The sequence below is a fragment of the Nonomuraea sp. N2-4H genome (genome assembly GCF_045291505.1).
Taxonomy (GTDB): Bacteria; Actinomycetota; Actinomycetes; order Streptosporangiales; family Streptosporangiaceae; genus Nonomuraea; species Nonomuraea fastidiosa.
On the sequence record NZ_CP147987.1, the window covers coordinates 2,194,984 to 2,220,966 of the forward strand.

Below are 25,983 nucleotides of genomic sequence, written 5' to 3' on the forward strand. Positions count from 1 at the left end.
GCCTACGGTCCGATCAGGGCGGCGGCGCGGGCTTCGAACAGCTCGCGCTCGCGCGCGTTGCGGGTCAGCCCGGCCGCCCGCGCGAACTCGGCCGCCGCCTCCTCGTCCCGGCCCAGCCTGGCCAGCAGGTCACCGCGTACGGCCGGGAGCTGGGCGTACCCGCGCAGCGCCCGCTCGGCCACGAGCGCGTCGGCGATCTCCAGCCCGCGTTCGGGGCCGTACGCCATGCCGACCGCGACCGCCCGGTTCAGCTCCACCACCGGCGACGGCGCGACGTGGGCGAGCAGCCGGTAGAGGGCGGCCATCCTGGCCCAGTCGGTGGCCTCGGGAGTGAGCGCCCTGGCGTGGCAGGCGGCGATGGCGGCCTGCAGCGCGTACGGGCCCAGCCTGCCCAGCGCCTCGGCCCGGCCGAGCGCGGCCAGGCCGCGGCGCACCAGGAGGCGGTCCCAGCGGCTGCGGTCCTGATCGAGGAGGAGGATCGGGCTGCCGTCGGGAGCGGTCCTGGCCGGGATGCGCGAGGCCTGGATCTCCATCAGCGCGACCAGCCCGTGCACCTCGGGCTCGCCGGGCATCAGCCCGGCCAGGACGCGGCCGAGCCGCATCGCCTCCTGGCACAGGGACGGCCGGACCCAGTCGTCGCCCGCGGTCGCCGCGTACCCCTCGTTGAAGATCAGGTAAATGATCTCCAGCACCGAGGCGAGCCGGGCGGGCAGCTCCTGGGGTGGGGGCAGCTCGATCGGCACCTTCTTGGCGGCGAGCGCGCGCTTGGCCCGGGAGATGCGCTGCCCCACGGTCGGCTCCGGCACCAGGAACGCCCGCGCGATCTCCTCGGTGGTCAGGCCGCCCAGGACGCGCAGGGCCAGGGCGATCCTGCCCTCGGCAGGCAGCACCGGGTGGCAGACGGTGAAGACGAGCCGGAGCAGGTCGTCGCCGATGTGATCGTCGAGCGCCGCGTCGAGGTCGTGCTCGGCGAGGTGCGCGCGCAGCTCCAGGTCGCGGCCGACCTCGCGCAGCTTGCGCTCGTACGTGTCGCGCCTGCGGAACCGGTCGATCGCGCGATGCTTGGCGGTCGTCATCAGCCACGCGCCCGGATTATCCGGTACGCCGTTGCGCGGCCACTCTTCCAGCGCCGCCACCAGCGCGTCCTGTGCGAGCTCCTCGGCGAGACCGACGTCGCCGACCATGCGGGCGAGGCCGGCGATCACCCGGACGGACTCGATCCGCCACACGGCCTCCACCGCACGGTGGGAATCGGCTGACGTCACGCCTCCTGGATACCGCATCAGGACGCGCGGCGCGCGCCCGGCTCAGGGGGCGGGCGGTGCGAAGTCCTGGGGACCGAAGAGCCGCAGGACGTCCGCCTGACCTTCCCAGCCCGGCCACAGGTCGCGGTGCAGCCGGACGAAGCGCGTGGCCCACTCCACCGCCTCCTCCTTGCTCCTGACCTCGTACAACGCGTAGCTGATCAGCTCCTTGGCCTCGGCGAACGGCCCGTCGGTGACGGCCAGCCGGCCGCCGGACACCTCGACCCTGGCGCCCTCGGAGCTGGGTGCGAGCCCGCTCTGGTCGAGCAGCGCCCCTGACTCGGTGGCCTGCCGGCCGAGCTCCATGATGGCCTCCATCAGCTCGGCGGGTGGCGGTCCTTCTGGCTGGGCGTCGACGCGCAACGTGACCAGGTAACGCATGGCGGTCTCCTTCTGTACGAGATGGGCGGACTCAGGCGGCGGTACGAGCCGTGTGCGATGGCGTGGAGTCAGGCGGCGGTACGGGCGAAATGCAGCGACACCAGCGACAGCCAGCACCAGATCGCCACAATCCCGGCGACGAATCCGAGCGTGCTCCAGGCCGCGCCGCTCCCGCTCACGATCCCCGCGAACGCCGCCAGGAACGTTGTCCCGGTGATCCGGGAGTAGGTGGCCCAGCCGCGGCGACCCTCGCGGGCGAACCGGGAGGCGACAACGTAGCAGGCCGCGGTCATGCACAGGAACCCGGCGCCGCCGACGGCGAGGTGGGCGAGCCCGGACGCGGTGACCGTACCGGGGCCTTCGGGGGTGCCGGCCGGGAAGCCCATCGCCGGGTCGGCGGGGAAGATCGCCGCGCCGATCATGCTCGCCCCGTACGCGGCCACCAGCATCGGCGCCAAGCGCGAGCCCCGCCCTGGAGCCGTCGCCGCGCGCAGCCCGGCCGCGCCGCCGATCGTGAGGAGGGCCGTGACGAGGAAGTTCGCGGTCTGGATCCAGCCGAGGTCACCGTTGGCGAGCAGGCTCCAGGAGTGCCTGGTCAGGTCGAAGCCGTCCCGGGTCAGCGCCTGCGCCAGGCCCGCCGTCACGTACAGGGGCCCGGCCGCGATGCCCAACGCCAGCAGCGGGCGGGGGGAGCCGGAGGTGGTGGAGAGGGATGCGGTCGTCATGGTCGTCGTCCTCGCGTTCGCGGGCCGCCCCGTGCGGCCCTGTCACGTACGCGGCGAACGGAACGCCCCGATTTCGACGACCGCCCCGGAAAATCTTGAAAAAGAGGACGGCGGCCTCGGGAGGCGGAGGGCCCGAGGCCGCCGGGGGAGAGGCGGGGAGCCGCCGAGGGCTTCCCGCCTGGAGGAGCGTCAGGGGGCGCGGGGCCCCGCTGAGGGCTCCCGTGAGGGGGCGCAGGGCGCCACCGAGGGCTCCCCGCGAGGGGGCGCAGGGTTCGCGGAGGGCTCCCCGCTCTGGGATCGTCAGGGCGTCGCGGGGGCGCCGCCGAAGGTGACGATGAGGCGGCCGTCCGAGGCGAACGACCAGCTCAGCGGGCCGCTGTAGGAGGAGCAGCGAGAGCCGTTCGAGCCCATCCAGAACTGGTTGGAGCCGTCGGCGTTGCCCACGATCTTGTCGTTCGACCCGCTGCCGCTGCGGCACGAGACGTTGTTGCGAAAGACCGACGTGCCGGCGTCGAAGGTGAAGTTGCGCTGGGCGTTGTCGATGCCGACGTTGTCGGAGATCGTCATCGTGCCCGGGTTGCGGTTGTAGGTGAAGCCGTGCTTGCCGTTGCGGTAGGCGATGCTGCGCCGGATCACGTGGTCGACCCCGATGTCCTCGCCGCCGAGCTTGTAGCCGTTGCGGTCGCCGTTGCCGGCCTGGCTGCCGTCGCTGAGCGTGCCGTTGTTGTACGACAGCGAGTCCTCGATGGTCACCGGCCCGATGGGGCCGGTGTCGTCCTTGGTGTAGAGGTCCCAGCCGTCGTCGATGTTGTTGCGGGCGACCGAGTAGCGGAAGACGTTCCCGGAGCCGACGGTGAGCTTGGCGGCGAAGCCGTCGGCGTCCTCGCCGTCGGAGTCGGCGTTGTCGTGCGACAGCGCGCTCAGGATGAGGTTGTTGGACGGCCACTGGTCGCGCGGCGTGTCGGAGGCGATCCTGGACAGCTGCAGGCCGGTGTCCCTGTTGTAGCGGGTCACCGTGCGCTCCAGGATGTTGTTGCTGCCGCCGACGAAGATGCCGTTGTCGCCGGCCCGCTCCACCACGATGCCGTAGATGTGCCAGTACGATCCGTTGACCGCGAGTCCTCGGTTGGCCGAGTTCTCGCTCTGGGCGGAGAAGTTCAGGATCGGCGTCTCGCCCGGGTAGGCGGAGATCTTCTTGCGGGCGCTGGAGGTGCCGTTGTTGCCCGGCGCGATGGTGATCGTCTGCGAGTGGTTGTACGTGCCGCCGCGCAGGTAGATGGTGCCGCCGGGGGCGATGCGGGTGATCGCCGAGGTGAGCGTCGTCGGGTCGGACTGGGTGCCGCTCGCGCCGTCCCTGCCGTTGGGCGCGACGTACAGGACGTCGCTGGTAGGCGGGTCGGTCGGGTCCGGGTCGGGATCGGGGTCGCCGCTGCCTGCCGTTTTGAGCGTCCACTGCTTGGTGGCGGCCGAGTCGCAGGAGTTCTGTTGCAGCGCGGCACCTGACGAGGTGGAGTTGTCCTTGACGTTGAGGCACTTGCCGCTGTTGACGTTGACGACCCGGTAGTTCGAGCCGGACTCGGTGAGCTGCCAGGTCTGGGAGGCGGCGCCCGTGCACGTCTCCTGCTGCACGGCCTTGCCCGCGCTGGTGGAGGCGTCCTTGACGCCGAGGCACTTGCCGCTGTGCGCGGCCTTGATCTGGTAGCCGCCGCCGGACGCGGTGATCGTGAGCACCTGACCTGCGGCGTCGGAGCAGGCGTTCTGTACGAGCTGCACGCCGTCGCCGGTGCTCTGCCCCGGCACGGTGGCGCACAGCCCGCTGGCGCCGTTGACCAGCGTGTAGTCGCCGTTCGCGGGGGCCGCCGCGGCCGGGGCGTCCACCGCGGACACCAGGCCGCCGGTCGCGATGAGGCCGCTGGTCAGGACGATGGTGAGCCTTCTGGCGAATGGTTCGTTCTTGCGCACGTCCCAGCTCCATTCGTACGAGGGGGGTGTCGTGTCCGGGCGTGCCGCCCGCCGCGGGAAGGCGGCGGTGGACGGTGGCCGTTATGCGTGGGGGCGGGCGGCACGCGCGGGTCGCTGGTGTCTGGTTCTGCGGGGTACGGGATGACAACCGGTTGCAGTAACAGTGACGTTACGCGGATGAAACGTCAATACGTCCAGGTAAAACTGCAAACGCTGCGGGACGTTCGCGCTGGTCATGCTAGAGATCACTGCAACAACCGATTGCAATATTCATGCGCTGCGGCCCCGGATCGCACGGTTCCCGCACCCGCGTGCGCCGGCTCAGGAGAAGGCGTCGAGCCCGGTGAGTTCGGCGGAGAGCGTCCAGAGCCGGGACGCGGAGGCGGGGTCGATCGCCCAGGGCTTCACGCCGCCGATGAGCATGTCGTCGGTGGTCGCCATCTCGGCGATGTCGCAGTCCTGGCAGTACGCGCCGCCGTACGCGCCGAGCCGAGGTGCGGTGGCCGCCCAAACGGCCGTCGCCGCCCCTTGGGCGGGCGTCTTGAAGCCGTCCGCCTGGCGGCCGTCCCGGTCGATCCAGCCCAGGGCGATCTGCTCGTCGCGCGGGATACGCCGCTGCAGCGGGGTGAGGATGCTGCCGGGGTGCACCGCGAAGGCGCGCACTCCGTCGCTCGCGCCGAGGGCGTCGAGATGTACGGCGAACAGGGCGTTGGCCGTCTTGGACTGCCCGTACGCGAGCCAGTGATCGTAACCGTCGCGGAAGTGCGGGTCGTCCCAGCGGATGTCCGACAGGAAATGCCCCGCCGAGGCGACGGACACCACGCGTGCCCCCGTGGGCGAGAGGGCCGGGCGCAGGTGGTTGACCAGGGCGTAGTGCCCGAGGTGGTTGATGGCGAAGTGCGCCTCCCACCCTGGGCCTATGTGCTTGTCGGGGTAGGCCATGACGCCCGCGTTGGCGATGACGATGTCGATGAGCCTGCCGGTCTGCAGGAACCGGTCGCTGAACGCTGCGACGCCGGCGAGGTCCGCCAGGTCGAGCCGCCGGACCTCCGTACGCGGGATGCCGCGCAGCGCCTCCTCCGCCACGGCGGGGCGGCGGGCGGGCACGACCACGTGCGCGCCCGCCCGTACCAGGGCCCGGGTGGCTTCGAGGCCGAGGCCCGAGTAGCCGCCGGTGATGAGAACGGTCTTGCCGGAAAGATCGATGCCGGCCAGGACGTCGTCCGCGGTGCTGTGCTCGCCGAAGCCCGAGCCGATCTTGTGCTGGGTGATCGCCATGCGCCGGAGGCTAGAATCTAGAGTGCGATCTAGGTCAAGCTACGGGCGGTGCGGCGGAGTGGGCGTGAAGGGCGGACTGTCCATCGGAGATGTCGCGAAGGCGACCGGTCTGGGCGTGCACGCGCTGCGGTTCTTCGAGCGCGAGCAGCTCTTTCTCCGTCCGATCCCGCGCACGGCCGGTGGGCGGCGCGTCTACGAGCAGGCAGATGTCGAGTGGCTGCTGCTGTGCAACCGGCTGCGGGAGTCCGGCATGCCCATCGCCACGCTGAAGAGGTTCGCGAAGCTCGTGCGGTCAGGGCCCGGCAATGAGGAGGAGCGGCTCGCGCTGCTGGAAGAGCACGAGCAGGCCGTACGGGAGAAGATCGCCGCGCTGACGGCGAGCTTGGAGATCATTCACGACAAGGTCGTGATCTACCGCAAGCACGTCGAAGAGGGGACCGCGGCCGGGGTTTGGGCGCCGACGCCCTCGGCGTAGCCGCGATCGCAGCCGGGCGAGGAGGCTGCCGGCGGGGCGCGGGCGCACGCGTTCGGCGGGCTGCTGGCGGTGTGCGCATCGGTGCATGCCCGCGCACCGCCTGGTCCCGGTCAGGCGCGGCGTGCCGTCTGCGGGACACATGGCCGTACTGCTTGGCGAATCTCCGGCCGTCCCCATACGGTCGTCGCGTGCCCATGCGTACTGAGGTCTCAAGGGCGAGACCGTGAAACCCGCCCGATCCGCGACGACCACCCCCACCGTCACGAAGAAGATCTGCGCCATCATGGCCACGGCCGCGCTCCTCACGGCGGGCTGCTCCGGCGAGCAGGAACCGCGGGCGACCCCGAGCCCTGGCGCGACATCTCCCACCGGCTCCGCGCCGCCGTCCGGCACGTCACCCGAGGCGGGCACGCTCAGCCCGACGGCCTCCACGACGTCGAGCGGTTCCCCCAGCGCCACCGCGTCGGAGCCCCCCAACCCGGCCCGCGCCGAGGGGGAGATCAGACGCGCCTGGGAGACGTTCTTCGACGAGCGCGGCTCGACCGCGGCCAAGGTGAAGATCGTGGAGAACGGCGAGATGAACGAGCTGATGGTGCAGGCGTTCGCCACGGACGAGCGGTTCGGCCACATGTCGAGCCGGGTCAGGAACGTGCGCTTCGACTCGCCGACGCAGGCCCAGGTGTCGTACGTGCTGCGCCGCGGCGAGCGGACCCTGCTGTCGAGCAGACGGGGCAAGGCGGTGCAGCAGGGCGGCCGGTGGAAGATCGCGTTCCGCACGGTGTGCTCGTGGGCGAAGTACGGCGAGGACGTCCCGAAAGCGCCCACCTGCTGAGCCGCACACGAGAGACGGCCGGACACAAGAAGAGGGCCGGACACAAGGAGAGGGCCGGACGCAAGGAGAGGGCCGGACGCAAGGAGAGGGCCGGACACAAGGAGAGGGCCGGACGCTGTGTGCGTTCGGCCCTCTCGTGTTCTGTCATGTGATCGGTCACCTCGGTGACCTCCGCTCAGCGGCGGCGGCGCCGGCGGCGGGCGCTAGAGCCGGCGTTCCCACCGTTACTGCCCCCACCGGGAAGATCCTTCGGCGGGCGGGCGGCCCCGAAACCCATCAAACCGAGGTAGTGCAGCATCGCCATGACAACCCCCGTTACTTAGCGAAGTGCGGTACTTCGTACTCGCATATTGATGCCAACATTTACGGCAACCCGGCGGTTCGCCGGATCCTTCCCGCGAAACGCCCCCTGGAGGCTTCATCGCCCAACTTTTACCGTCTGGCCTGTGCTTTTATCGGTGCCGGCGCTGTCTGTGGCGGGTCGCGCGTACATTGGTGGCTCCGGCATGTCGAAGACGCCGCGGCCGCCCCGACTACCTGGTGAGCGGCGCCGATGGCGGTGCCGCCGTCCGTGCGAAGGAGACGACGTGAAGTTCCTGTTGATCATGCACGTGAACCCGCAGGTCTGGGACGGGCTGACCGAGGAGCAGCGCAACGCGGTGATGAACGGCCACGGCGCGTTCATGGAGACGATCAAGAAGTCCGGCGAGCTGATCGAGACCGCCGCGCTGGGCGATCCGTCGGAGAGCGCCGTGGTCCGCGTCCGCGGTGGCGTCCCGGCCGTGACCGACGGGCCGTACCTGGAGGCCAAGGAGTACTTCGGCGGCTACTACCTGGTCGAGGTCGAAAACCGCGAGCGTGCTCTGGAGCTGGCCGCGCTCATTCCCGACGCGGCGGTCGACGGCCTCGGCATCGAGGTGCGCCCGGTCGTCTTCTCGGCGACGGGCGAGGACTGAGCGGGCGGTGCGTTTCGTCCTGACCCTGCATCGCGAGCCGGAGGAGGGCCTCGGGGACGGGAGATTCCTGGCCGTGACGGGTGAGGCGGGCGAGCTGATCGGCGGGCACGCGCTCGCCGATCCGTCCATCGGTGTCGTCGTACGGGTTCTGGACGGCGTGCCGCGCGTGAGCTGCGGGACGTACGTCCAGGCCCGCCCGCCCGCCGCCGCACAGTACGTGATCGAGTGCGCGGATCGCGAACGCGCCGTGGAGCTGGCCGTACTGCTCCTCGGCGGCCGTGGCGGCGGCGTCGACGTACGGCCGGTGATGACGCCGGACGGCATGGAGATGTGACGACCACCCCCCAGGTCCGACGTGAGGACCTGGGCCGATCGCCGGGGCGGCGCGGTCGCGCGCCGGTGGCCGATGCGCGTGCGACCGCGCCCACCCGCCGATCAGGACCTGGTGAGCCAGGTGACCTGGGAGCCGTTGCTGAAGACCTCCCGGTGCGTCACCGTGAACAGGGTGGGCTGGAAGCCGCCGTTGAACATCGGGATGCCCCCGCCCGCAACCACGGGGTAGCTCTTGACGATGAGCTCGTCGATCTCCGGCAGCAGCGACGAGGCGAGCTTGCCGCCGCCTCCCAGGTAGATGTCGAGGCCGGTGTCCTCGGCCTTCAGCCTGCGTACCAGCTCGATGGGGTCGCCCCGCTCCACCTGGACGGCCGGGTCGTCGATGGTGATCGTGCGGGAGACGACGTACTGGCGCAGGTGCGCGTACGGGCTGGTGGTGGGCACGTTAGTGCGGAAGAATCCTGAGCGGCGACGGGCGCTGATCGACGCGGCCGTCGAGGTGCTCGCCAGAGAGGGAGCGCGCGGGCTGACCTTTCGTGCCGTCGATGCGGGAGCGGGCGTGCCCGTCGGCACCGCGTCCAACTACTTCTCCTCCCGCGACGACCTGTTCACCCAGGTGGGCGGGCGGATCTATGAGCGGCTGCTGCCCGATGAGGCCACCATTGCGCGCAGTCGCGAATCGCTCAACTGGCTCATCGTCGAACGTCTGACTCTGCCCGAGATCTTCACGGAGCAGGAGATCCACGACCTGGTGGACGTTGCGGTCAGGCGGATGCTGAGCGACGACTGACATCTGCTCATCGCCGGCGCGTCGCCCGGCCGCCGCTCTGCCCGTTGGCGGGCCGGCCGTTGTCGCCGGCCCTGTGCACGGCCTACGTGGACGCCTTGGCGTACGTTGCGGCGCCGCCGGCGAAGTCGTACATGATGACCTGTTCGTCGCCTACCACCCAGGCGTCGTGTCCCGGTGGGCAGACGAAGATGTCGCCAGGCCCGATCTCGGCTTCCGTGCCGTCGTCGGCGTGCAGCCGCATCCTGCCCTGCACCACAAACGCGTTGTGGTGCACCTGGCAGGAGTCGGTGCCCGCGATCGGCTTGACGGACTCCGACCAGTGCCAGCCCGGTTCGAACGTGGCGATGCCGAAGGTGCATCCGGACAGGTTGCAGACTTCCAGATGCCCCATGGGGAAGTCGCGGCGTTCGTCCGGCTTGTCGATGTTCTTGACCTCGATCATGACGGTCCCCCCTTCCGTCAACCTCCAGTCTTTCACCGGACGAAACCCCTCACAAGCCGATGAACTGGGCAAATGGCCCGTCATCGGCGGGGCGCCGCTCCCCGCGTGGTGCCGCCCCCAATCGCCCCTCGTGCGGAGCCGCCGCGCAAGCGACGCTGCCGCCCCCGGCGGGGCCGCCCCCTCACGCGAACGCGCCACCCGGGCCGAAGGCCAGGCGGGCGAAGTTCGTCCCGATCCGGCGGTGCCCCTCCTCGCTCGGATGCAGGTCGTCGGGCAGCGGCAGCTCGGCGTGGTCGCGCTCGCCGTAGAGGGAGCGGCCGTCGAGGTAGTGCAGGTGCGGGTCGTCGGCGGCCCGTTCGGCGACGATGCGGGACAGCTCGCCGCGGATGACGTCGAGGGTGAGGCGGCCGGACGCGCGGTCCGCCGGGTCGCCGGTGGGCCGGAAGCGTACGGTGCCGTCCTCGAGCGCGGCCGTCAGCGGCCCCGGCGTGTGCTCCTGGATCGGGCAGAGGATGGCCGATACGACCAGCAGTGGCGTCTCCGGGTGCCCCTCCCTGATCGTGTCGAGGAAGCCGTGCACGGCGGGAGCGAAGGCACGCAGCCGCATGGCGTCGGAGTTGACCAGGTTGATGCCGATCTTGACGCTGATGAGGTCCGCCGGGGTGTCCCGCATCGTACGGGCGGTGAACGGATCGAGCAGCGCGCCTCCGCCGAAGCCCAGGTTGACCAGCTCGACCCCGCCGAGAGCGGCGGCCAGGGCGGGCCAGATGGCGGTGGGGTGGGTGGCGTTGGAGCCGTGGCTGATCGAGCTGCCATGGTGCAGCCACACCCGCCGCCCGCCGGAGGGCGCCGGCGAGACCGGCGCGTCGGTACGCAGGGCGCCGAGCTCGGTGGTCTCGTTGTGCGGCAGCCAGATCTCGACGTCCTTGTCACCGGCGGGCAGGCCGGTGAAGCGGGCGGTGCCGGCCCTTCGCGCAGCTCGACGACCCCGCTTGTCAGGTCGGTGATGCGCACCCGCCCGCCCGGCACCGTGGCCTGGGCGGCGAGCCGCCCGCCGATCACCAGGTCGTACCCGCCGTCCGGCGGCTGCGGCAGCCCGCGGTAGGCGCGCTTGGTGGGCAGCGTGTCCAGCTCGATGACGGTGGCGGCGGTGCGGAAGGTGAGCCGCACGCCGGACGGCTGGCTCTCGGCCATGGCGAGCTGCTCGTCGGGGATCTGCCTGCGCGCCCGCGCGGGCAGCCGGTGGGGGAGCAGCCCGTACGGCGTGCGCTCCACGTCGAGCGCGCCCCGCAGCAGATCCGCGGTCACGGGTGTGGTGATCAGTTCGCTGTTCATCGCCTCGGCCTGGGAGAAGAAGGGAGAAGTTATACCTATTATGCAGCAACTTAAAAGTATTAAGTTCGGCCACGGTGTCGCCGGTCGGCGCCGCGCGGCCGCCTTGTCCGGCGGGTGATCACGTGACCGGTTGACAGGAACCCCCCGCCCCATGAAACTCTCCCGAAACATGAGGCGCGTTCGGTAAACGTTTACAGGAGTGGTCGATGCCCCTGCCCCGATGGATCACCGCCGGCGCGCTCGCCGTCGTCACCGCGCTCAGCCTGAGCGTTCCCGGCCAGACCGATGTGCGGGCCGGCGGGACGATCACGACCGGCGCCGCGCCCTCACCGGCCCTGGGCGAGGACATCGCCTACAACGTCTACCTGCCCGCCGGCTACGACCGGGACAAGGCCCGCCACCCCGTGCTCTACCTGCTGCACGGCCGGGGCGACAGCATGCAGGCGTGGACCCGGGTCAAGACGACCCTCGACGACATGATCAGGACCAAGCGCATCCCGCCCGTCATCGCCGTCATGCCGGACGCCCCCTGGAGCGAGCGCGGAAGCTGGTACGTCGACTCCCGGTACACCGGCGCCGACCTGCCGGGCCGCCCGGTGGAGACGGCGCTGACCAGGGACCTCGTCAAGCACGTGGACGCGACGTACCGGACGGCGCCCATCAGGCAGGCCCGCCTGGTCGGCGGCTACTCGATGGGCGGCGCGGGCGCGCTGCGCTACGCGCTCGCCCATCAGGACCTGTTCGGCGCCGCCGCCGTGCTCAGCCCCGCCGTCTACACGCCGCTGCCGCCGTCCGACTCCTCGGCCCGCGACTACGGCGCGTTCGGCAAGGGCGGCGAGAAGTTCGACGACGAGGTCTACAAGGAGCTCAACTACCCGGCCCTGCTGCCGGATCTCGACCCCGACCTGCCGGTACGGCTGTTCGTGGCGGTCGGCGACGACGAGTACGCCAACCCCGACCCCGCCGACGCCCGCCACGACCTCGACTTCGAGTCCGCCGCGCTCTACAACGCCGCCCGCCGCTCGCCCGCGATCTCCGCGCAGCTCCGGGTGCTGGACGGCGGCCACGACTGGGACGTCTGGACGCCCGCGTTCGAGCAGGCCATGGCCGACCTCGGCCCCGCACTGAGCGTCACCCCGCCGACGGGCCTGCCCGCCCCGCTGCACGGCGGCTCCGGCGTCGACTGGGCGGGCGGCGTCGCCGCCTCCGCCGACGGCACCCTGACCATCGGGTACGCCACCACGGAGAACGGCAACCTGGACGCCGTCGTGAGCAGGATCGGCGGCTGGACGCGCCGCATCTCCACCCCCGCCGACGAGCGCCTGTACGGGGTCGCCGCGCTGCCGGACGGCGGCGTGCTCGCGGCCGGATACACCAAGGGCGACCTGGACGGGAAGCACGCGGGCAACACCGGCGACGACGCGTTCGTGGTCAGGATCGGCGCGGACGGCGAGGTCCGCTGGATCACCCAGTTCGGCGCGCCGGACGCCGCCGACCGCGTCTACGGGCTGGCCGCCGCCCCTGACGGAGGCGCGTACGTCGCCGGCTACACCAAGGGCGCGCTGGACGGCGAGAACGCCGGAGACAAGGACGCCATCGCCGCCCGTATCACGCCCGGCGGCGAGGTGGCGTGGATCCGCCAGTACGGCGGCCCCGGCGAGGACAAGGCCACCGGCGTCGCCGCCGCGCCCGCCGGCCTCTACCTGACCGGCAGCACCTCGGCCGCCATGCCCGGCACGACCGCGCGCGGCGGCATGGACGGCTGGCTGGCCGCCTACACCGCCGACGGCGCCAGGACCTGGGCCGCCACCGAGGGCGGCGCGGGAGACGACCGGCTCAACGCGGTCACCGTCACCACCACCGGCCTGGTCGTCGCCACGGGTGCCGCTTCCGGAGACGCGCTCACCGTCGCCTACACCGACCGGGGAAAGCGCCGCTGGCAGCACTCGCTCGCCACCGCCCAGGCGGACGAGGGCGCCGCGCTGGCCGCGCTGCCCGGCGGCGAGGTCGAGGTGGTCGGCTACACCCGGGGCAAGGTCGGGGTGCCGGCGGGCGGCGCCGACGTGGTGGCGCTCCGCCTGGACGCCAAGGGCGGTCAGCGCGCCGCCGCCCAGCTCGGCACCGCCAGGGACGACGCCGTGGACCCGTTCTCCGAGCCCAACGTCTACGCCGCCGCGGCGGGGGAGGGGAAGGTGGCGATCGCGGGCCTGACGTACGGCACGCCGGAGGGCGGCCGCGCGCTCGGCAACGGCGACGTCTTCCTCGCCACCGTCCAGCACTGAAGCCATGAAACAGGAAGGGATCGTCCGCCGGCGAAGCGGACGATCCCTCCTACAGCGGATCCCTCTCTACGACGGTCAGGCGCCTCTGTCGAGGAAGGTCAGACCCGCCTCCAGAGGGCGGGCACGTTCGGCGGCTCCCAGCCGGTGAGCGAGGTGTGCGCCTGGATGCACTCGTACGTCGCGCCGCCGTACGTCACCCGGTCGCCCACGCCGTACGCGTGGTTCGGGCTCCAGGTGCCGCCGGGCTGCGGGTCGGGGTTCGGGTCCGTCGGCGTGGGGCTGGGCTCGGGCTCCGGCTCGGGGCCGGGCGTGCCGCCGCCGCCGAAGTCGATGTCGGAGCAGGTGTAGAAGGCCTCGTTGCTGCCGACCACGCGCTGCCAGATCGAGTAGAGGATGTGCCGGCCGGTGCGCTGCGGCAGGGTGATGGTCCAGTTCGTGAACGTGGTCGGGTTCTGGTTGGTGAACGTCTTGATGTGCACCAGGTCCGACCACTTGAGGGGCATGGTGGGGTTCCAGCCCTCGCGGGTGATGTAGAACTCGAAGTTGCTGTTCGCGTGCGGGGCGGTCGCGTGGTAGGTGAGCGTGAAGTCGCCGGGCCGCACGGGGGTGGCGGGCCAGTCGGCCCGCTGGAGGTCGAGGCCACGGTACTTGTCGCGGCCCGCGCTGCAGAGCTTGCCGTCGGGGATGAGCTCGCGGTGCCTGCCGCCCGCTTCGAGGAGCGAGACCTCGTTCCAGTCGTAGAACGCCTGGGTGCCGCCGGCGGCGACGGCCGCCTTGCAGGCTTCGGACTTCGGCGACTCCGGGCCTTCGTTCTTGCAGACGTAGACGCGGCTCGGCGGGTTGGACATGGTGCCGTGGGCGTGGGCGGCGGATGCGGGCAGCAGCACCAGCACTCCGGTGGCCGCGGTGACGGTGGCGACGAACGTTCTCTTGCGCACCTGCGCTCCTGGGGGGTGAGGACAGGATTAAAAAGGAAACCTTACTAAGAATTAACGATTTCTGACTGACGCGCAAGCGGTTCCGGTCAATGGACCGGTCCGATCCCCGAACGCAGGAGCGGCCCGCGCCATGATGGCGCGGGCCGCTCGCATCTCTCCCACCGAAGGGGGTGCGGCGAGAGCTATCGGTGAACGCGGATCAGGCCGCGTCCGACCCGGCGTACGGCGAAAGTCCGGTGAACCCGGATCAAGCCGCGTCCGAGCCCAGGAAGCCCTCCTTCTTCAGCCACTCGGCGCTGACCTTGTCCGGCTCCATGCCCTCGACGTCCACCTGGGCGTTGAGCTGCTGCATGGTGGCGTCGTCCAGCTTGGCGATGACCGGCTGCAGCACCTTCTCCAGCGCCGGGTACTTCTCGAACGTCTCCTGCCGCACCGTCACGGCGGCGTTGTAGATCGGGAAGAACTTCTTGTCGTCCTCCAGCACCGTCAGGCCGAGCGCGGCGATCCGGCCGTCGGTGGTGAACACCTCACCGAAGTTGCAGGTCTGCCCCTTGTCGGTCTCGGTGTAGACCACGCCGGTGTCGAGCAGCTTCACCTGGTTCTTCGGGATCTCCATGCCGTACGCCTTGGACAGGCCGGGCAGGCCGTCGTCACGCGTGGAGAACTCCGTCTCGATGCAGAGCGTGACCTCCTGCGGCTTGGTCTTGAGCAGCTCGGCCACGTCGGAGACGGTCTTGACGCCCAGCTCCTGCGCCTTCTCGGAGCGGATGGCCAGGGCGTAGGTGTTGTTGAGCGGGGTCGGCCCGATCCACTTGATCTTGTTCTTGCTCAGGTCCGCCTCGGCGGTGGCCTTGAACTGCTCGGCCGAGTCCTGGATCGGCTTGGTGTTCTTGAGGAACTCGATCCAGCCCGTACCCGAGTAGTCCCAGTACAGGTCGATCTCGCCGGACTCCAGCGCCTTACGGTTCGGCACGGTGCCGCCGAGGTTCGTCTTGTCCACGATCTCCGCGCCGTGCGCCTTCAGCAGGTGCACCGCGATCTTGCCGAGCATGATGTTCTCGGTGAAGTCCTTGGAGCCGACGACGAACTTGGCGCCCGCCAGCTCGTTGCCGGCGCTTCCCGTTTCGACGGCGTCGGCGCCGCCGCACGCGCTCGCCGACAGGGTCAGCGCCGCGGCGGCGAGAAAGGTGAGGGTCGTCCTGAGGGGACGGAAACGCATGTCGGATACACCTCGTGTGGGGGTTGCTTACGAGTACTGCTTGACGAAACGGGGGGATTTCCAGGGGAAGATCACATGCCGCGCGGCTTGAGCACGTGCTCGGCCAGACCGCCGAGCCAGTCGATGAGGAACGCGATGCACGCGGTGAGCACGCCGCCGACGATGGTGACGGGCATGCGGTTCAGCTTGAGTCCGTTGATGATCAGCTCGCCGAAGCCGCCGGCGGCGACGAACGCGCCGAGCGTGGCCACGCCGACGGTCAGCACGAGCGCGGTACGCAGACCGGCCAGGATCGCCGGCACCGCGAGCTTGAGCTCCACCCGCCACAGCACCTGGCCGCGGGTCATGCCCATGCCCCGCGCGGCCTCGATGAGCGCGGGGTCCACCTGCTGGACGCCGACCATGGTGTTGCGCAGCACCGGCAGCACGGCGTAGGCGACCAGGCCGACCAGCGCGGTCTTGAAGCCGACGCCCATGAGGAACGTGGCGAGCACCAGCAGGCCGATGGCGGGGACGGCCTGGCCCAGGTTGCCCACCGTGAGGATGATCGGGGCGATGAGCTTGTTGCGGGCCCTCGAGGCGACGATGCCGAGCGGGATCGCGATGATCACGACGAGGAACGTCGCGGCGGCCGTCATCTTCAGGTGCTCGACGGCCTTGGTGAGGATGACCGAGGTGTTGAGGCTGCGCTGCTCGATGGAGTCGAGCTCGAGCGTGCCGACCCACGCGTACAGGGCGACGAGCACGACGGCCACGGCGAACGGGGTGAACAGCAGCTGGCGCAGGTGGGGGAAGCGCCGTTCGAGCGGGCGGACCGGCGCCGCCGTGGCGGCGGGCAGCGTCTGGGCGGTCATCGGCCACCTCCGCTCCCCGCGCGCTGTTGTTCCGGTGCGCCGACCGCCGCGCAGAGCGTGGCGTACGTCACCACCCCCGACGGCGTGCTGCACCGGTCGGTGCCGTGGGCCAGCATGAAGTCGAGCGCCTCGCGCAGCGTGGTGCCGGCCGCCACCTGGGGGAGCGCGGGGTCGGGTTCGGGGCTCTCCACCGGCACGTCCTCGACCCGCAGCAGGGCCAGCCGCTTGAGCGTGCCGTCCTGGCCGATGAAGCTGGCCACGTAGTCGTCGGCGGGGCTGGCGAGGATGTTGGCCGGGGTGTCGTACTGGGCGATGTGGGAGCGCTCGCGCAGGATCGCGATGCGGTCGCCCAGCTTGATGGCCTCCTCGAAGTCGTGGGTGACGAAGATGATCGTCTTGCGGAGCTGCTTCTGCAGGCGGACGAACTCGTTCTGCAGGTGCTCGCGGGTGATCGGGTCGGTGGCGCCGAACGGCTCGTCCATGAGCATCACGGGCGGGTCGGCGGCCAGGGCGCGGGCGACGCCGACGCGCTGCTGCTGGCCTCCGGAGAGCTGGCGCGGGTAGCGGTCGCGGAACGCGGACGGCTCCAGGCTGACCAGCGCGAGCAGCTCCTCGACCCGCTCGGCGATCTTGGCCGCGGGCCAGCCGAGCAGCTTGGGCACCAGGCCGATGTTCTGCGCCACGGTCAGGTGGGGGAACAGGCCGACCTGCTGGATGGCGTACCCGACGTGGCGGCGCAGCTCGTCCGGGTTGAGGCTGAGCACGTCCTGGCCGCCGATGCGGATCTCGCCGGACGTCGGCTCGACCAGCCGGTTGATCATCTTCATCGTCGTCGTCTTGCCGCACCCCGACGGCCCCACGAACACCACGAGCTCGCCTGCGGGGATGTCGAGGGTGACGTTGTCGACCGCTGGGGCCTCCTGCCCCGGGTACTGCTTGGTCAGCGAGCGCAGCTCGATGCGCACGCCTTCGGAGTCACGGTCGAACACGAAGCCCCCTCGGGGTGGTCAGTAGGCGGACGGCGAAGAAGAACAGGTCGAACAGCACGGCGACGACCACGACGCCGAGGGTGCCGGCGAGCGTGGCGTTGAGTGAGTTCACCGAGCCGAGCCTGGACAGACCCTCGAAGATCTGGTTGCCGAGGCCGGGGCCGTCGACGAAGGCGGCGATGGCGGCGATGCCGATGAGCATCTGCGCCGAGATCCGCACGCCGGCGAGGATCAGCGGCCAGGCCAGCGGGAGCTGCACCTGGAACAGCACCCGCGTACGGGTCAGGCCCATCCCGCGTCCCGCCTCCACGGTGGCCGCGTCCAGGCCGTTGAGCCCGGTCACGGTGTTGCGGATGATCGGCAGGAACGCGTACACGACGAGCGAGACCAGCGTCGAACCCCAGCCCAGCCCGGTGATCGGGATGAGCAGGGTGAGCAGCGCCAGCGAGGGGATCGTGAGCACCGCCGCCGAGACCGCTATCGAGCTGCCGCGCACTCTCGGCCGGTCGTAGGAGAGGAGTCCGATGCCGACGCCGATCACGGTGGCGATGAGGATCGCGATCCCCACGACCAAAGCATGTTCCGCGGCGGCCAGCGAGAGAGTGTCCCATCGAGAGACCACGTACTCGCCGAAACTCATGAAGTGACCACCTTCGCTTACGCTTGCATGGATTCGCAAACGTATGCGATCTGTTGCGGTGAGCGCAAAATGTGATGCAGTGAGCGCAACACTAGTGCAATGCTTTCGTTACGAACGGACAAGGATGACGGAGAAGCCGCCACTGTCCTCGGCCGGGCTACGCCGGGACCTGGAGATCCTCGAAGTGCTGGCAGGTCATGGGGATGATCGGGACGCCGACGGCTTCGGCGTGAGCTGGATCGCCGAGCGGTTGGGCCGCGAGAAGAGCCAGGTCTCGCGGGCCCTGCGGTCGCTGGAGCTCGAAGGCATGGTCGAGCGGGATCCCCTGACCAGGCGCTATCGCCTGGGGTGGCGGTTGTTCGCGCTGGCCGCCCGCACCCAGCATGCGCGGCTGGTCCGCCTGGCCGCGCCCTACGTGCGGCGCCTGGCCGCCGCGTTCGACGAGGACGCCTACCTGTGCGTGCTGCGCGGCAGCATGGTCCTGACCCTGCTGTCGGTGCCCTCGTCGCGGGCCTACCACCGGGTCTGGGAGGGGGTGTCGGTGCCGGTCATCATGGCCGGGGCGGGGCGTTCGCTGCTGGCTGACTGGGACGACGACCGCGTTCGCGAACTGCTGAAGGCCACCCTGCCGTCGGGGCTGGACAGCGCGGTGAGCAGCGAGGAGCAGTGGCTGGCCGACATCGCGCACGCTCGCTCGGCCGGGTACGCGATCTCCGACACCGAGCTGGACGACAGCGAGATCGCGGTGTCGGCGCCCGTACGCGACCACCGGGGGCTGATCACGGCGGCGCTGAGCGTGTCGGTCACCCGGGCCGCCGGCCGGTCCCGGCTGCACGAGATCGGTGAGATCGTCGCGCAGACGGCGGCGGAGTTCTCGATCGCGCTGGGACACTCGACGTCGAGCCCCCGGCCCGCGGCGGAGCAGCCCCGCCCCCGCAGACCGGGCCGCCCCGCCGCCGCCCGGCCGGACTCCCGCGTCGAGCCCTAGCGGGGCGGCTCAGGCGGCTGCGGCGGGTGCGAGCGGCGGACGCGGCAGCGGACGTGAGGCACGCGCTCGCCCTGGACGACCACATGCGGGTCCATGGGGAGATGCTGCGCGTCCAGCGATCCGATGGGGGCCTCGGGGTGCCGGCCCTCCGGGCGGGGCCGGTGCGCGGCCCCGGCGGTGCGCCGGGGCCGGCCACCGGCCTTTCCGCCAGCGCGTCGAACACGCGGCGCCGGAATCGACACGCCTCAGAAGATTTGTCTCCGGCCCGTCTCACAGGCCCTTGGCGGCGTAGTCGTAGCGGTCGTTGTAGCGGACGTACGCCTTCTTGCCCTCGAAGAGCTGGAACGGGTCCGGCTGCCACTTCTTCTTGTCCTTGAGGAAGTAGTTGTTGCGCTCGCAGTTGCCGCGCGCCCAGAACGACGAGATCTTGTCCCGCCAGTAGCGGGTGAACTCGAACTTCTTGCATCGCGCCGGTGACGAACGCCACTTCGCCATGGCGCCGCGCCAGTTGCTGTGCTCGTACACGCAGTACCAGCCGCTCGGGCAGGACGCCGCCGTGGCCGACAGCAGCAGCCGCACCGAGCCGCCCTCCCAGGCGATCTCGTTGTTGCTGATCTTCGTGCCGTGCGGGATCGCCGCCAGGTACGCGTTGATCCGCGCGGCGTTGGCCGCCGCCTGGGCCGGGGCGGCGTTGAGCCCGCCCGCCACGACGGCGCCCGCGGCGATCACCGCGCCGGCCCGTACCAGCGTGCGCCGTGCCCGGCCGGTGCCGCGTCCGAGAACGCTCATATCGTCTCCCCCTTTCGAAGTGGATCACGGTGTCGATCCGTCGGGGGAGACGCTAGGAGGCGCCGTGTTGAGCCTGTGTTGAGCCCGTGTTGAGCTGATGGCGGGACCTGCGGCGTTCTCCCTGCGAAGGCGGCCGATGCGGTCTATGTTGATCACTGAAACGTGAAAAATGTTACTGATGGGGAGTCGTGATGGGGGAGGAGCGCCGAAGGGCGGACCGCGCCGCGCCGGCCGAGCGGATGGACACCTCCGTGCCGCACCCCGCCAGGGTCTGGAACTACTGGCTCGGCGGCAAGGACAACTACGCCCCCGACCGCCAGGTCGGCGACGAGATCGTGGAGGTGATGCCGGACCTGCCGGTCAACGCGCGCGCGGAACGCGAGTTCATCGGCCGCGTCGTGCGCCACCTGGCCGGTGAGTGCGGCGTCGACCAGTTCCTCGACGTCGGCACCGGCATCCCCACCGCCGACAACACGCACGAGGTGGCCCAGCGGGTGAACCCCAAGGCCAGGATCGTGTACGTCGACAACGACCCGATCGTGCTGGCCCACGCGCGGGCGCTGCTGGTGGGCACCGAGGAGGGCGCGACCGACTACCTCGACGCCGACCTGCGCGAACCCGAGCCGATCCTGCGCGACGCGGCCCGCACGCTTGACTTCTCCCGCCCGGTCGCGCTGCTGCTGATGGGCGTGCTGGAGTTCGTGCCGGACGCCGAGCCGGCCCACCGCTCGGTCCGCACGCTCGTGGACGCGCTCCCGTCCGGCAGCTACCTCGCGATCGCGCACAGCGTGCACAGCCCGTCGATGGACAAGGCCGCCGCCGCGTGGAACGCCAGCGGCGCCACCCCGTTGACGCTGCGCACGGAGGAGGAGCTGCGCGCCTTCTTCGACGGGTTCGAGCTGCTGGAGCCCGGCGTCGTCTCGCTGCCGAAGTGGCGTCCCGATCCGCAGACCAGCTTCCAAGACCGCGAGGTGTTCCAGTACGGCGGTCTCGGCCGCAAGCCCTGACCCGGCTCGCCGTGTCAGACCCGCTTAGTGAGACGCTGAGCGTCAGACCCCGCTTGGTGGGACGCTGAGCGGTCAGACGCTGCGCAGCACCGACACCACGATGCCCAGCACCGTGGCCTCGTCGCCGTCGATCACCTCGTACGCCGGGTTGCGCGGCTCGAGGTAGACGTGCCCGCCCCGGCGGCGGAACACCTTGACGGTGGCCTCGCCGTCGATCATCGCGGCGACGATCTGCCCCGAGTGCGCCTCGGGCTGCTGCCGCACGATGACGATGTCGCCGTCGCAGATCGCCGCCTCGATCATCGAGTCGCCGCGCACCCGCAGCGCGAACACCGTGCCCCGCCCCGTCAGGTCGCGCGGCAGCGTCAGCGCCTCGTCCATCACCTCATCGGCCGGGATGGGAACGCCCGCCGCGATGTCGCCCACCACGGGCACGCTCACCAGGTCGGCGCTCGGCTCGGCGGACTCGGGGCGCAGGAACGACCGCACGTCGATCGGCCGCGTCATCGTCGAGCTCCGGCGCAGCAGCCCCTGGTCCTCCAGCGCCTTGAGGTGCTTCGACACCGACGAGGCCGAGCGCAGCCCCACCGCCTTGGCGATCTCGCGCGTGCTCGGCGGGTAGCCGTATCTGACCACGTGGTCCCTGATCGTGGCCAGGATGTGCTGCTGCCGCCGGGGCAGCGATTGGAGGTCGAGGTATTCGAACGCGTCGGGGCCGCCGTAGGTGCTCACCGGCGACATGCTAGAGCCTGCCGCACCGCGGCGTGGTCATCGCGGCGTCAGGCTCCGGAAAGGGCCTGTCGCCTACGGCCCTGCCTTCGTACTCTCAGGGCGTGGAAGGAGGCGGGCATGACGGAGGCAGCGGGCGGCGAGGCGGCGTGGGAGTCGGCGTGGAAGGTGCTCGCGCCGGTGACGGACCTGGTCACGCCCATGGCGGTACGCGTGGCGGCCACCCTGCGCCTGACCGACCTCATCGGCGGCGACCGCGTACCGGTGCAGGAGCTGGCCCGGCGCAGCGGCACGAACGCCGACGCGCTGGACCGGATGCTGCGCCACCTGACCCATCAGGGCGTCTACACCGAGCCCGAGCCGGGCGTGTTCGCGGTGAACGAGCCCGCGGCGCTTCTGGCCTCCGGCCATCCCTCGGGGATGCGGGCCCGCCTCGACCTCGACGGCTTCGGCGGGCGCATGGACCTCGCCTGCACCGGGCTGCTGCACACCGTACGGACCGGGGAGCCCGCCTGGGAGACGGTCTTCGGGCTGTCCATCTGGTCGCACCTGGCCTCCGACGAGCACCTGGGCGCGACGTTCGACGCCATGATGGCCGACGGCTCCGACTACCTGGCCGACGCCGCCGCCGGCTTCGACTGGTCCGGCGTACGGCACGTCGCCGACGTCGGCGGCGGCACCGGCGTCCTGCTCGCCGAGCTGCTGCGGGCACACCCCGGCCTGCGCGGCACCCTCGTGGACCTGCCGGACACGGCCGGGCGCGGCCGCCGGTTCCTGGCCGATCGCGGACTGGACGATCGCTGCTTCTTCGCCGGGCAGAGCTTCTTCGACCCGCTGCCCGCCGGAGCCGACGTCTACGTGCTCCGCCGCGTGATCCACGACTGGGACGACGGCTCCGCCGTACGCATCCTGCGCCGCTGCGCCGAGGCGGCAGGCCCGCGCGGCCGGATCGTCGTGATCGAGTTTCATGGCGGTACGGACGCCGCGCCGGCGATGCGCGCCGAGATGGACCTGCGCATGCTGGTCATCAATGGAGGTCGCGAGCGCACCCTGGAGCAGTACCGGGCCCTCGCGGACGCCGCGTCGCTGGAGGTGACCGGCACGCACATGACCCCGCTCGGCCACCTCGTACTCACCTGCACCCCGGCCGCCGCTTGAACCGCCACCGGGGTACGCGCCGTAGGCCGGACCCTCACCTGCCCACCGACCGGGACCCGCTGAAACCGCGCCACGTCGGGCAGGACCCCGCTCGCCGCTACGTCGGGCGGGACCCAGCTGGCCGCTGGGTCGGGCAGCACCCAGCTGGCCGCTAGGTCGGGCAGGACCCCGCTCGCCGGTCGCCGCCGCGTACGCCGTGACCGGCGGGCGGGCGCCAGTCGGAGCGCCGGGGCCGGATCGCCCCGCGCAGGTACAGGGCGTTGGCGGCCCGCCGCGCGAGGATGTCGAGGTGCGCGTCGAGCAGCGGCACCCGGGTGTCGGCCAGCTCGGTGCGTATCACCTGTACGAGGTGGTCGAGCAGCGGCAGCTCGGCCGGGTCGGCGGGCCGCTCGGGCGCGATCTCGCCACGGTGCAGTCCTGGCCGCCGGGGATCCTCCGGCTCCCCGCAGACGCGGCACTCCTCCTCGGCGTCGGGGTCGCCGGGGTCCTTCCAGGCGACGTAACGATGAGGCTGGACATGTGTCTCGTACATGACAATCACCTCGTACCCAGCCTAAAAGCCCCCTCTCCGCCCGGCCAGCACCGCAGCAGCCCCGGACGCCGGGATCGGGTCAGTCGCCCCCGTCGCCTCCATCGCCGCCGAAGCCGCCGCCTCCGCCCCCGTAGCTCGCGCCACCGCCGCCGTAGTCACTGCTCCTGCGACCGGAGTCAGCCGGGGTCAGGACGACAGCGAGCAGGAAAGCGAGGATGACGAAGACCACTCCCGCGAAATCGGAGTCCGGGTGACCGATTCCGTAAAGAAAGTCGAAGAACATCAGCGGCACGATCAGCATCCACAGGTCCTTGCGCACGGCGACCTCCTCGGCCTGACGGGGGTTCCTCCTCGCCCTGGGCGGGGACGCAGGAGGGCCGGGACAGCCTGCGGGGAGGAGCCGCAGGCGGACGCGAAGTCTCCGATGAGCAGTTTTCCCACATGAGGGAGCGGCAACCGCCGGCAGCGCCAGGGTGAGGGGGCGGCGGGGCGAGCCGCGAGGGCGGGTCCCCGGAGCGGGTCAGGGCTTGGGGAGGCGGATCGACATGGCGTGGCGGAAGACGTCGCGCGGATCCCAGCGCGCCTTCACCCGCTGCAACCGGGCGTAGTTCCCGCCGTAGTAGAGGGTCGTCCACGGGACGCCGGAGGTGTTCCACTTCGGGTCGGCGTGGTCGATGTCGGGGTAGTTGATGTACGCGCCGCCGCAGTTCCCGCCCGGCACCGGCACGCCTCCGGTGGTCGCGTACAGGTCCCGGTGCAGCTCCCGCACCCACTGGAGCTGGGCGGCGCCGTCCTGGCCGTCCTGCCAGGAGGACAGGCAGATGACCTTGAGAATGGAGTCGCGCTCGGCGGTGGCGGTGGCGGCGGACGGCACGGTGTTGACCTGCCCGCCGTACGAGATGGCCCACAGCGTCCGCGGCATGGAGGCGGGCCTGCTGAGGTGGTCGTAGGCGACGTCGATCTGCCGGTCGGTGAAGCGCTTGCGCAGGTAGCTGGACTTGACCTTGAAGTGGCTGGACTGCTCGGCCTCGCTGAGCGCGAACGAGCGCACCGCGTGGTACCACGGCTGCCGCTCGATCGGCAGGACCGTCATATCCGGCTTGACCCCTTCGGCCACGGCGGCGAAGAACGCCCGCATCTTCTTCTCGGCGTCGGGGACGGTGGCGTCCATCTGGCAGGCCAGCGTGATGCCGCCGGGGTCGGCCGCGTCGCTCTTGCCGTTGAGCATGAGCACGCCGAACAGCGAGGCGTACGGGAAGCCGGGATCGCTGTTGCGCTCGTGCCACTCGCCATGGTTGCGGACCAGCCTGCGGAACGACTCCTTCGTCATGCCCTTCCACGGCCAGTACGCGACGCCGGTGAGCAGCGCGGCGGGCGGCTTGGGCAGCAGCGTGGCGGGGTCGTTGCCCTTGACCTTCGGATCGCGCAGCCAGTAGCGGGTGACGATGCCGAAGTTGCCGCCCCCGGCTCCGGTGTGCGCCCACCACAGGTCGTGATGGGGGTCGCGCGGGTCGCGGGTGGCGACGACCGCGCGGGCCCGGCCCGACCGGTCCACCACCACGACCTCCACGGCGTGCAGGTAATCGACGGTGAGCCCGTACTTGCGGGACAGGGCGCCGTACCCGCCGCCCACGATGTGACCGCCGGCCGCCACGGTGCCGCACTGGCCGCCGGGCAGCGTCACGCCCCAGCCGAGGTGGAGCGTCCGGTACGCGTCCATCAGCGTCGCCCCTGGCTCGACGGCGAACGCGCCGCGCCGCTCGTCGAAGTACACCTTGTTCATCTCGCACATGTCGATGACGACCTGCGCGCCGTCGCCGACGAAGTTCTCGTAGCAGTGGCCGCCGCTGCGCACCGTCACCCGCTTGCCCGCGCGTACCGCGTCCCCGACGGCCTTGACCACCTGCTCGGTGGAGGTGACCACGTGGAAGTACTCGGGTTGGGGGCGGAAGCGCTGGTTCATGCCGCGCACGACGAGGTCCGCGTATCGCGGGTCCGGCTTCCCGACGCGGACGGGGCCGGGGTCCTTCCCCGTGGCGGTCGTGGCGGCGGCGGGCAGCGCCGGAAGCAGGCCCGCGGTGGCGGCCCCGCCGAGCACGGTCGTGCCGCCGAGCAGTCGCCGGCGCGTGACGTCACTCATATCTGCGACTCCTAGTGGTGAGGTGATCTCTCAGTGCCTCACCGACGCTAGGAGCGGCCCGCCGGCCGGGGAATGCACCTAAGTACACCCCCGGGCGTGCCTGATTGCACTCTTCCGCGGGTGCCTTGATGCAGGCGGCCGGGTGTAAGCGGTGTCTTGATGCGGGTGGCCGGTTGATACGCGGCGTCCTGGCGCAGGTGGCCGGTTGATACGCGGCGCCTTGACGCAGGTGGTCGGTCCCGGGCGGCGGGGGAGGAACGCGGGTGATCAGTCTTGGGCGGCGGGGGAGCGGCGGCGGCGTCCGCTGCGGCGCGGCGCGGGTTCGGCACCGGCGAGCAGCGCCAGCCGCCGCGCCTCGCCCTGCTCCTCCACCTGGAGCACGACCTGGCGCAGCCCGTCGGCCAGCGCCCGGCAGGTCTCGCCGTCGAGCCGGGAGGTGACGAACACCTCCTCGGCGTTGAAGGCGGGCAGCGACCGCCGCATGAACTCCTCGCCCGCGGCGGTCAGCCGGCAGAGCACGAGCCTGCCGTCGGTGGGATGGCGCAGCCGCCGGGCCAGCCCGCGCGACTCCAGCGTGCGCAGGACGCCGGTCAGCGTGCCCTTGGAGATGCCGGCCTCCTGGGCGACGTGGCGGCTCTCCGGCTCGCCCCACAGCCAGATCACCCACAGCACCACGAACGCGGTCCAGGTGAGATCGCCGCTGCCGCGCAGGACGGCGTTCTCCAGGTGCTGGCGTACGGCGGCCGCGGCGCGGTAGATGTTCGCCACCACGGCCATGCGCTCGCGGTCGATCGGCATGTCGCCGAGCCTGGCCTCGACCAGCTTCTCCGCCTCGGTGATCGACCGTTGCCCGGGCACGCGGCCCTCCCTATCGCCTGCGAGCGGAAATCCGGCTTCCGAAGTAT

Annotated in this window: 27 protein-coding genes and 1 pseudogene; 9 read left to right on the forward strand and 19 right to left on the reverse strand. The window is 71.1% G+C overall.

Translation table 11 applies throughout. From position 1 onward, the window contains the following. Positions 1–2 precede the first annotated feature (2 nt). The 5 genes from WBK31_RS09965 to WBK31_RS09985 all read right to left on the reverse strand — a co-directional run bounded on the left by WBK31_RS09965 (position 3) and on the right by WBK31_RS09985 (position 5,650). Positions 3–1,265 (reverse strand): RNA polymerase sigma factor, encoded by a 1,263-nt coding sequence (locus WBK31_RS09965; protein ID WP_406674679.1) that lies wholly within the window; start codon positions 1,263–1,265, stop codon positions 3–5. A 42-nt stretch (positions 1,266–1,307) separates the two neighbouring features. Further along, a complete protein-coding gene (locus WBK31_RS09970) occupies positions 1,308–1,685 on the reverse strand; it encodes a YciI family protein (RefSeq protein WP_406674680.1) in 378 nt (125 codons plus the stop codon). Between the two features lie 68 nt (positions 1,686–1,753). Then, positions 1,754–2,410, reverse strand: coding sequence for a DUF998 domain-containing protein (locus WBK31_RS09975; protein ID WP_406674681.1), 657 nt, complete (start codon positions 2,408–2,410; stop codon positions 1,754–1,756). Between the two features lie 300 nt (positions 2,411–2,710). Beyond that, entirely contained in the window at positions 2,711–4,372 is a 1,662-nt protein-coding gene (locus WBK31_RS09980; protein WP_406674682.1) for an RICIN domain-containing protein, read from the reverse strand. 321 nt (positions 4,373–4,693) lie between these two features. Beyond that, positions 4,694–5,650: an oxidoreductase gene (locus WBK31_RS09985; protein ID WP_406674683.1), complete on the reverse strand. Its 957-nt coding sequence runs from the start codon at positions 5,648–5,650 to the stop codon at positions 4,694–4,696. Positions 5,651–5,714: 64 nt separating this feature from the next. Between WBK31_RS09985 and WBK31_RS09990 the strand changes: the two genes are divergently transcribed. The 4 genes from WBK31_RS09990 (at position 5,715) to WBK31_RS10005 (ending at position 8,247) form a co-directional block, all read left to right on the forward strand. After that, complete coding sequence (locus WBK31_RS09990; protein ID WP_364065069.1) at positions 5,715–6,125, forward strand: MerR family transcriptional regulator; 411 nt, start codon at positions 5,715–5,717, stop codon at positions 6,123–6,125. A gap of 223 nt (positions 6,126–6,348) precedes the next feature. Continuing rightward, positions 6,349–6,957 carry a hypothetical protein gene (locus tag WBK31_RS09995; protein WP_364065067.1) on the forward strand — a complete coding sequence of 203 codons (609 nt, stop codon included), beginning with the start codon at positions 6,349–6,351 and terminating at the stop codon, positions 6,955–6,957. Positions 6,958–7,544: 587 nt separating this feature from the next. Beyond that, positions 7,545–7,913 carry a YciI family protein gene (locus tag WBK31_RS10000; RefSeq protein WP_364065065.1) on the forward strand — a complete coding sequence of 123 codons (369 nt, stop codon included), beginning with the start codon at positions 7,545–7,547 and terminating at the stop codon, positions 7,911–7,913. Positions 7,914–7,920: 7 nt separating this feature from the next. After that, entirely contained in the window at positions 7,921–8,247 is a 327-nt protein-coding gene (locus WBK31_RS10005) for a hypothetical protein (RefSeq protein ID WP_364065063.1), read from the forward strand. A gap of 101 nt (positions 8,248–8,348) precedes the next feature. On the opposite strand, the gene WBK31_RS10010 is transcribed toward WBK31_RS10005, so the two are convergent. After that, entirely contained in the window at positions 8,349–8,690 is a 342-nt protein-coding gene (locus WBK31_RS10010; protein ID WP_378789981.1) for a dihydrofolate reductase family protein, read from the reverse strand. A 4-nt stretch (positions 8,691–8,694) separates the two neighbouring features. On the opposite strand from WBK31_RS10010, the gene WBK31_RS10015 reads away from it, so the two are divergent. Next, complete coding sequence (locus tag WBK31_RS10015; RefSeq protein ID WP_364065062.1) at positions 8,695–9,036, forward strand: TetR family transcriptional regulator; 342 nt, start codon at positions 8,695–8,697, stop codon at positions 9,034–9,036. Between the two features lie 82 nt (positions 9,037–9,118). On the opposite strand, the gene WBK31_RS10020 is transcribed toward WBK31_RS10015, so the two are convergent. Both WBK31_RS10020 and WBK31_RS10025 read right to left on the reverse strand, forming a co-directional pair. After that, complete coding sequence (locus WBK31_RS10020) at positions 9,119–9,478, reverse strand: cupin domain-containing protein (protein WP_364065060.1); 360 nt, start codon at positions 9,476–9,478, stop codon at positions 9,119–9,121. Between the two features lie 181 nt (positions 9,479–9,659). Continuing rightward, a pseudogene (locus WBK31_RS10025) lies at positions 9,660–10,813 on the reverse strand (GDSL-type esterase/lipase family protein). A gap of 206 nt (positions 10,814–11,019) precedes the next feature. Between WBK31_RS10025 and WBK31_RS10030 the strand changes: the two are divergent. After that, positions 11,020–13,095, forward strand: a complete 2,076-nt coding sequence (locus WBK31_RS10030) for an alpha/beta hydrolase-fold protein (RefSeq protein WP_364065055.1) — start codon at positions 11,020–11,022, stop codon at positions 13,093–13,095. A 98-nt stretch (positions 13,096–13,193) separates the two neighbouring features. Here WBK31_RS10030 and WBK31_RS10035 read toward each other — a convergent pair whose 3' ends face one another. From WBK31_RS10035 to WBK31_RS10055, 5 genes are all read right to left on the reverse strand, one after another. Then, positions 13,194–14,033 (reverse strand): lytic polysaccharide monooxygenase, encoded by an 840-nt coding sequence (locus tag WBK31_RS10035; protein WP_406674684.1) that lies wholly within the window; start codon positions 14,031–14,033, stop codon positions 13,194–13,196. A 247-nt stretch (positions 14,034–14,280) separates the two neighbouring features. After that, positions 14,281–15,252: a glycine betaine ABC transporter substrate-binding protein gene (locus WBK31_RS10040; protein WP_364065049.1), complete on the reverse strand. Its 972-nt coding sequence runs from the start codon at positions 15,250–15,252 to the stop codon at positions 14,281–14,283. A 71-nt stretch (positions 15,253–15,323) separates the two neighbouring features. Further along, positions 15,324–16,106, reverse strand: coding sequence for an ABC transporter permease (locus WBK31_RS10045; protein WP_364065046.1), 783 nt, complete (start codon positions 16,104–16,106; stop codon positions 15,324–15,326). Further along, a complete protein-coding gene (locus WBK31_RS10050; protein WP_364065043.1) occupies positions 16,103–17,095 on the reverse strand; it encodes an ATP-binding cassette domain-containing protein in 993 nt (330 codons plus the stop codon). The genes WBK31_RS10045 and WBK31_RS10050 overlap by 4 nt, the downstream gene beginning before the upstream one ends. Then, entirely contained in the window at positions 17,082–17,735 is a 654-nt protein-coding gene (locus tag WBK31_RS10055) for an ABC transporter permease (RefSeq protein WP_364065040.1), read from the reverse strand. The genes WBK31_RS10050 and WBK31_RS10055 overlap by 14 nt, the downstream gene beginning before the upstream one ends. 124 nt (positions 17,736–17,859) lie before the next feature. On the opposite strand from WBK31_RS10055, the gene WBK31_RS10060 reads away from it, so the two are divergent. Then, positions 17,860–18,723, forward strand: coding sequence for an IclR family transcriptional regulator (locus WBK31_RS10060; RefSeq protein WP_364065037.1), 864 nt, complete (start codon positions 17,860–17,862; stop codon positions 18,721–18,723). 270 nt (positions 18,724–18,993) lie between these two features. On the opposite strand, the gene WBK31_RS10065 is transcribed toward WBK31_RS10060, so the two are convergent. Further along, the gene (locus WBK31_RS10065; protein WP_364065034.1) at positions 18,994–19,512 is read right to left on the reverse strand and encodes a peptidase inhibitor family I36 protein; all 519 of its coding nucleotides are present in this window, start codon (positions 19,510–19,512) and stop codon (positions 18,994–18,996) included. A gap of 191 nt (positions 19,513–19,703) precedes the next feature. Here WBK31_RS10065 and WBK31_RS10070 point away from each other — a divergent pair, with 191 nt between their 5' ends. After that, positions 19,704–20,519 carry an SAM-dependent methyltransferase gene (locus WBK31_RS10070; RefSeq protein ID WP_364065031.1) on the forward strand — a complete coding sequence of 272 codons (816 nt, stop codon included), beginning with the start codon at positions 19,704–19,706 and terminating at the stop codon, positions 20,517–20,519. A 72-nt stretch (positions 20,520–20,591) separates the two neighbouring features. Here WBK31_RS10070 and lexA read toward each other — a convergent pair whose 3' ends face one another. Continuing rightward, positions 20,592–21,260, reverse strand: coding sequence for a transcriptional repressor LexA (gene lexA, locus WBK31_RS10075; RefSeq protein WP_364065029.1), 669 nt, complete (start codon positions 21,258–21,260; stop codon positions 20,592–20,594). 108 nt (positions 21,261–21,368) lie between these two features. On the opposite strand from lexA, the gene WBK31_RS10080 reads away from it, so the two are divergent. Beyond that, positions 21,369–22,406: a methyltransferase gene (locus WBK31_RS10080; RefSeq protein ID WP_406674685.1), complete on the forward strand. Its 1,038-nt coding sequence runs from the start codon at positions 21,369–21,371 to the stop codon at positions 22,404–22,406. 151 nt (positions 22,407–22,557) lie between these two features. On the opposite strand, the gene WBK31_RS10085 is transcribed toward WBK31_RS10080, so the two are convergent. The 4 genes from WBK31_RS10085 to WBK31_RS10100 form a co-directional block, all read right to left on the reverse strand. Next, a complete protein-coding gene (locus WBK31_RS10085) occupies positions 22,558–22,938 on the reverse strand; it encodes a hypothetical protein (protein WP_364065023.1) in 381 nt (126 codons plus the stop codon). Positions 22,939–23,017: 79 nt separating this feature from the next. Further along, on the reverse strand, positions 23,018–23,257 hold the full coding sequence (locus WBK31_RS10090) for a hypothetical protein (RefSeq protein ID WP_406674686.1): 240 nt from the start codon (positions 23,255–23,257) through the stop codon (positions 23,018–23,020). A 201-nt stretch (positions 23,258–23,458) separates the two neighbouring features. After that, complete coding sequence (locus WBK31_RS10095; RefSeq protein ID WP_406674687.1) at positions 23,459–25,078, reverse strand: FAD-binding oxidoreductase; 1,620 nt, start codon at positions 25,076–25,078, stop codon at positions 23,459–23,461. A gap of 267 nt (positions 25,079–25,345) precedes the next feature. Further along, a complete protein-coding gene (locus WBK31_RS10100) occupies positions 25,346–25,936 on the reverse strand; it encodes a MarR family transcriptional regulator (RefSeq protein WP_364065014.1) in 591 nt (196 codons plus the stop codon). Positions 25,937–25,983 lie beyond the last annotated feature (47 nt).

Bases quoted from the DNA above. Each gene is read 5' to 3' on its own strand.
- WBK31_RS09970 (WP_406674680.1), bottom strand. From the start codon at position 1,685: ATGCGTTACCTGGTCACGTTGCGCGTCGACGCCCAGCCAGAAGGACCG.
- WBK31_RS09975 (WP_406674681.1), bottom strand. From the start codon at position 2,410: ATGACGACCGCATCCCTCTCCACCACCTCCGGCTCCCCCCGCCCGCTG.
- WBK31_RS09985 (WP_406674683.1), bottom strand. From the start codon at position 5,650: ATGGCGATCACCCAGCACAAGATCGGCTCGGGCTTCGGCGAGCACAGC.
- WBK31_RS10020 (WP_364065060.1), bottom strand. From the start codon at position 9,478: ATGATCGAGGTCAAGAACATCGACAAGCCGGACGAACGCCGCGACTTC.
- WBK31_RS10030 (WP_364065055.1), top strand. From the start codon at position 11,020: ATGCCCCTGCCCCGATGGATCACCGCCGGCGCGCTCGCCGTCGTCACC.
- WBK31_RS10040 (WP_364065049.1), bottom strand. From the start codon at position 15,252: ATGCGTTTCCGTCCCCTCAGGACGACCCTCACCTTTCTCGCCGCCGCG.
- WBK31_RS10045 (WP_364065046.1), bottom strand. From the start codon at position 16,106: ATGACCGCCCAGACGCTGCCCGCCGCCACGGCGGCGCCGGTCCGCCCG.
- WBK31_RS10055 (WP_364065040.1), bottom strand. From the start codon at position 17,735: ATGAGTTTCGGCGAGTACGTGGTCTCTCGATGGGACACTCTCTCGCTG.
- WBK31_RS10060 (WP_364065037.1), top strand. From the start codon at position 17,860: ATGACGGAGAAGCCGCCACTGTCCTCGGCCGGGCTACGCCGGGACCTG.
- WBK31_RS10065 (WP_364065034.1), bottom strand. From the start codon at position 19,512: ATGAGCGTTCTCGGACGCGGCACCGGCCGGGCACGGCGCACGCTGGTA.
- WBK31_RS10070 (WP_364065031.1), top strand. From the start codon at position 19,704: ATGGGGGAGGAGCGCCGAAGGGCGGACCGCGCCGCGCCGGCCGAGCGG.
- lexA (WP_364065029.1), bottom strand. From the start codon at position 21,260: ATGTCGCCGGTGAGCACCTACGGCGGCCCCGACGCGTTCGAATACCTC.
- WBK31_RS10080 (WP_406674685.1), top strand. From the start codon at position 21,369: ATGACGGAGGCAGCGGGCGGCGAGGCGGCGTGGGAGTCGGCGTGGAAG.
- WBK31_RS10085 (WP_364065023.1), bottom strand. From the start codon at position 22,938: ATGTACGAGACACATGTCCAGCCTCATCGTTACGTCGCCTGGAAGGAC.
- WBK31_RS10095 (WP_406674687.1), bottom strand. From the start codon at position 25,078: ATGAGTGACGTCACGCGCCGGCGACTGCTCGGCGGCACGACCGTGCTC.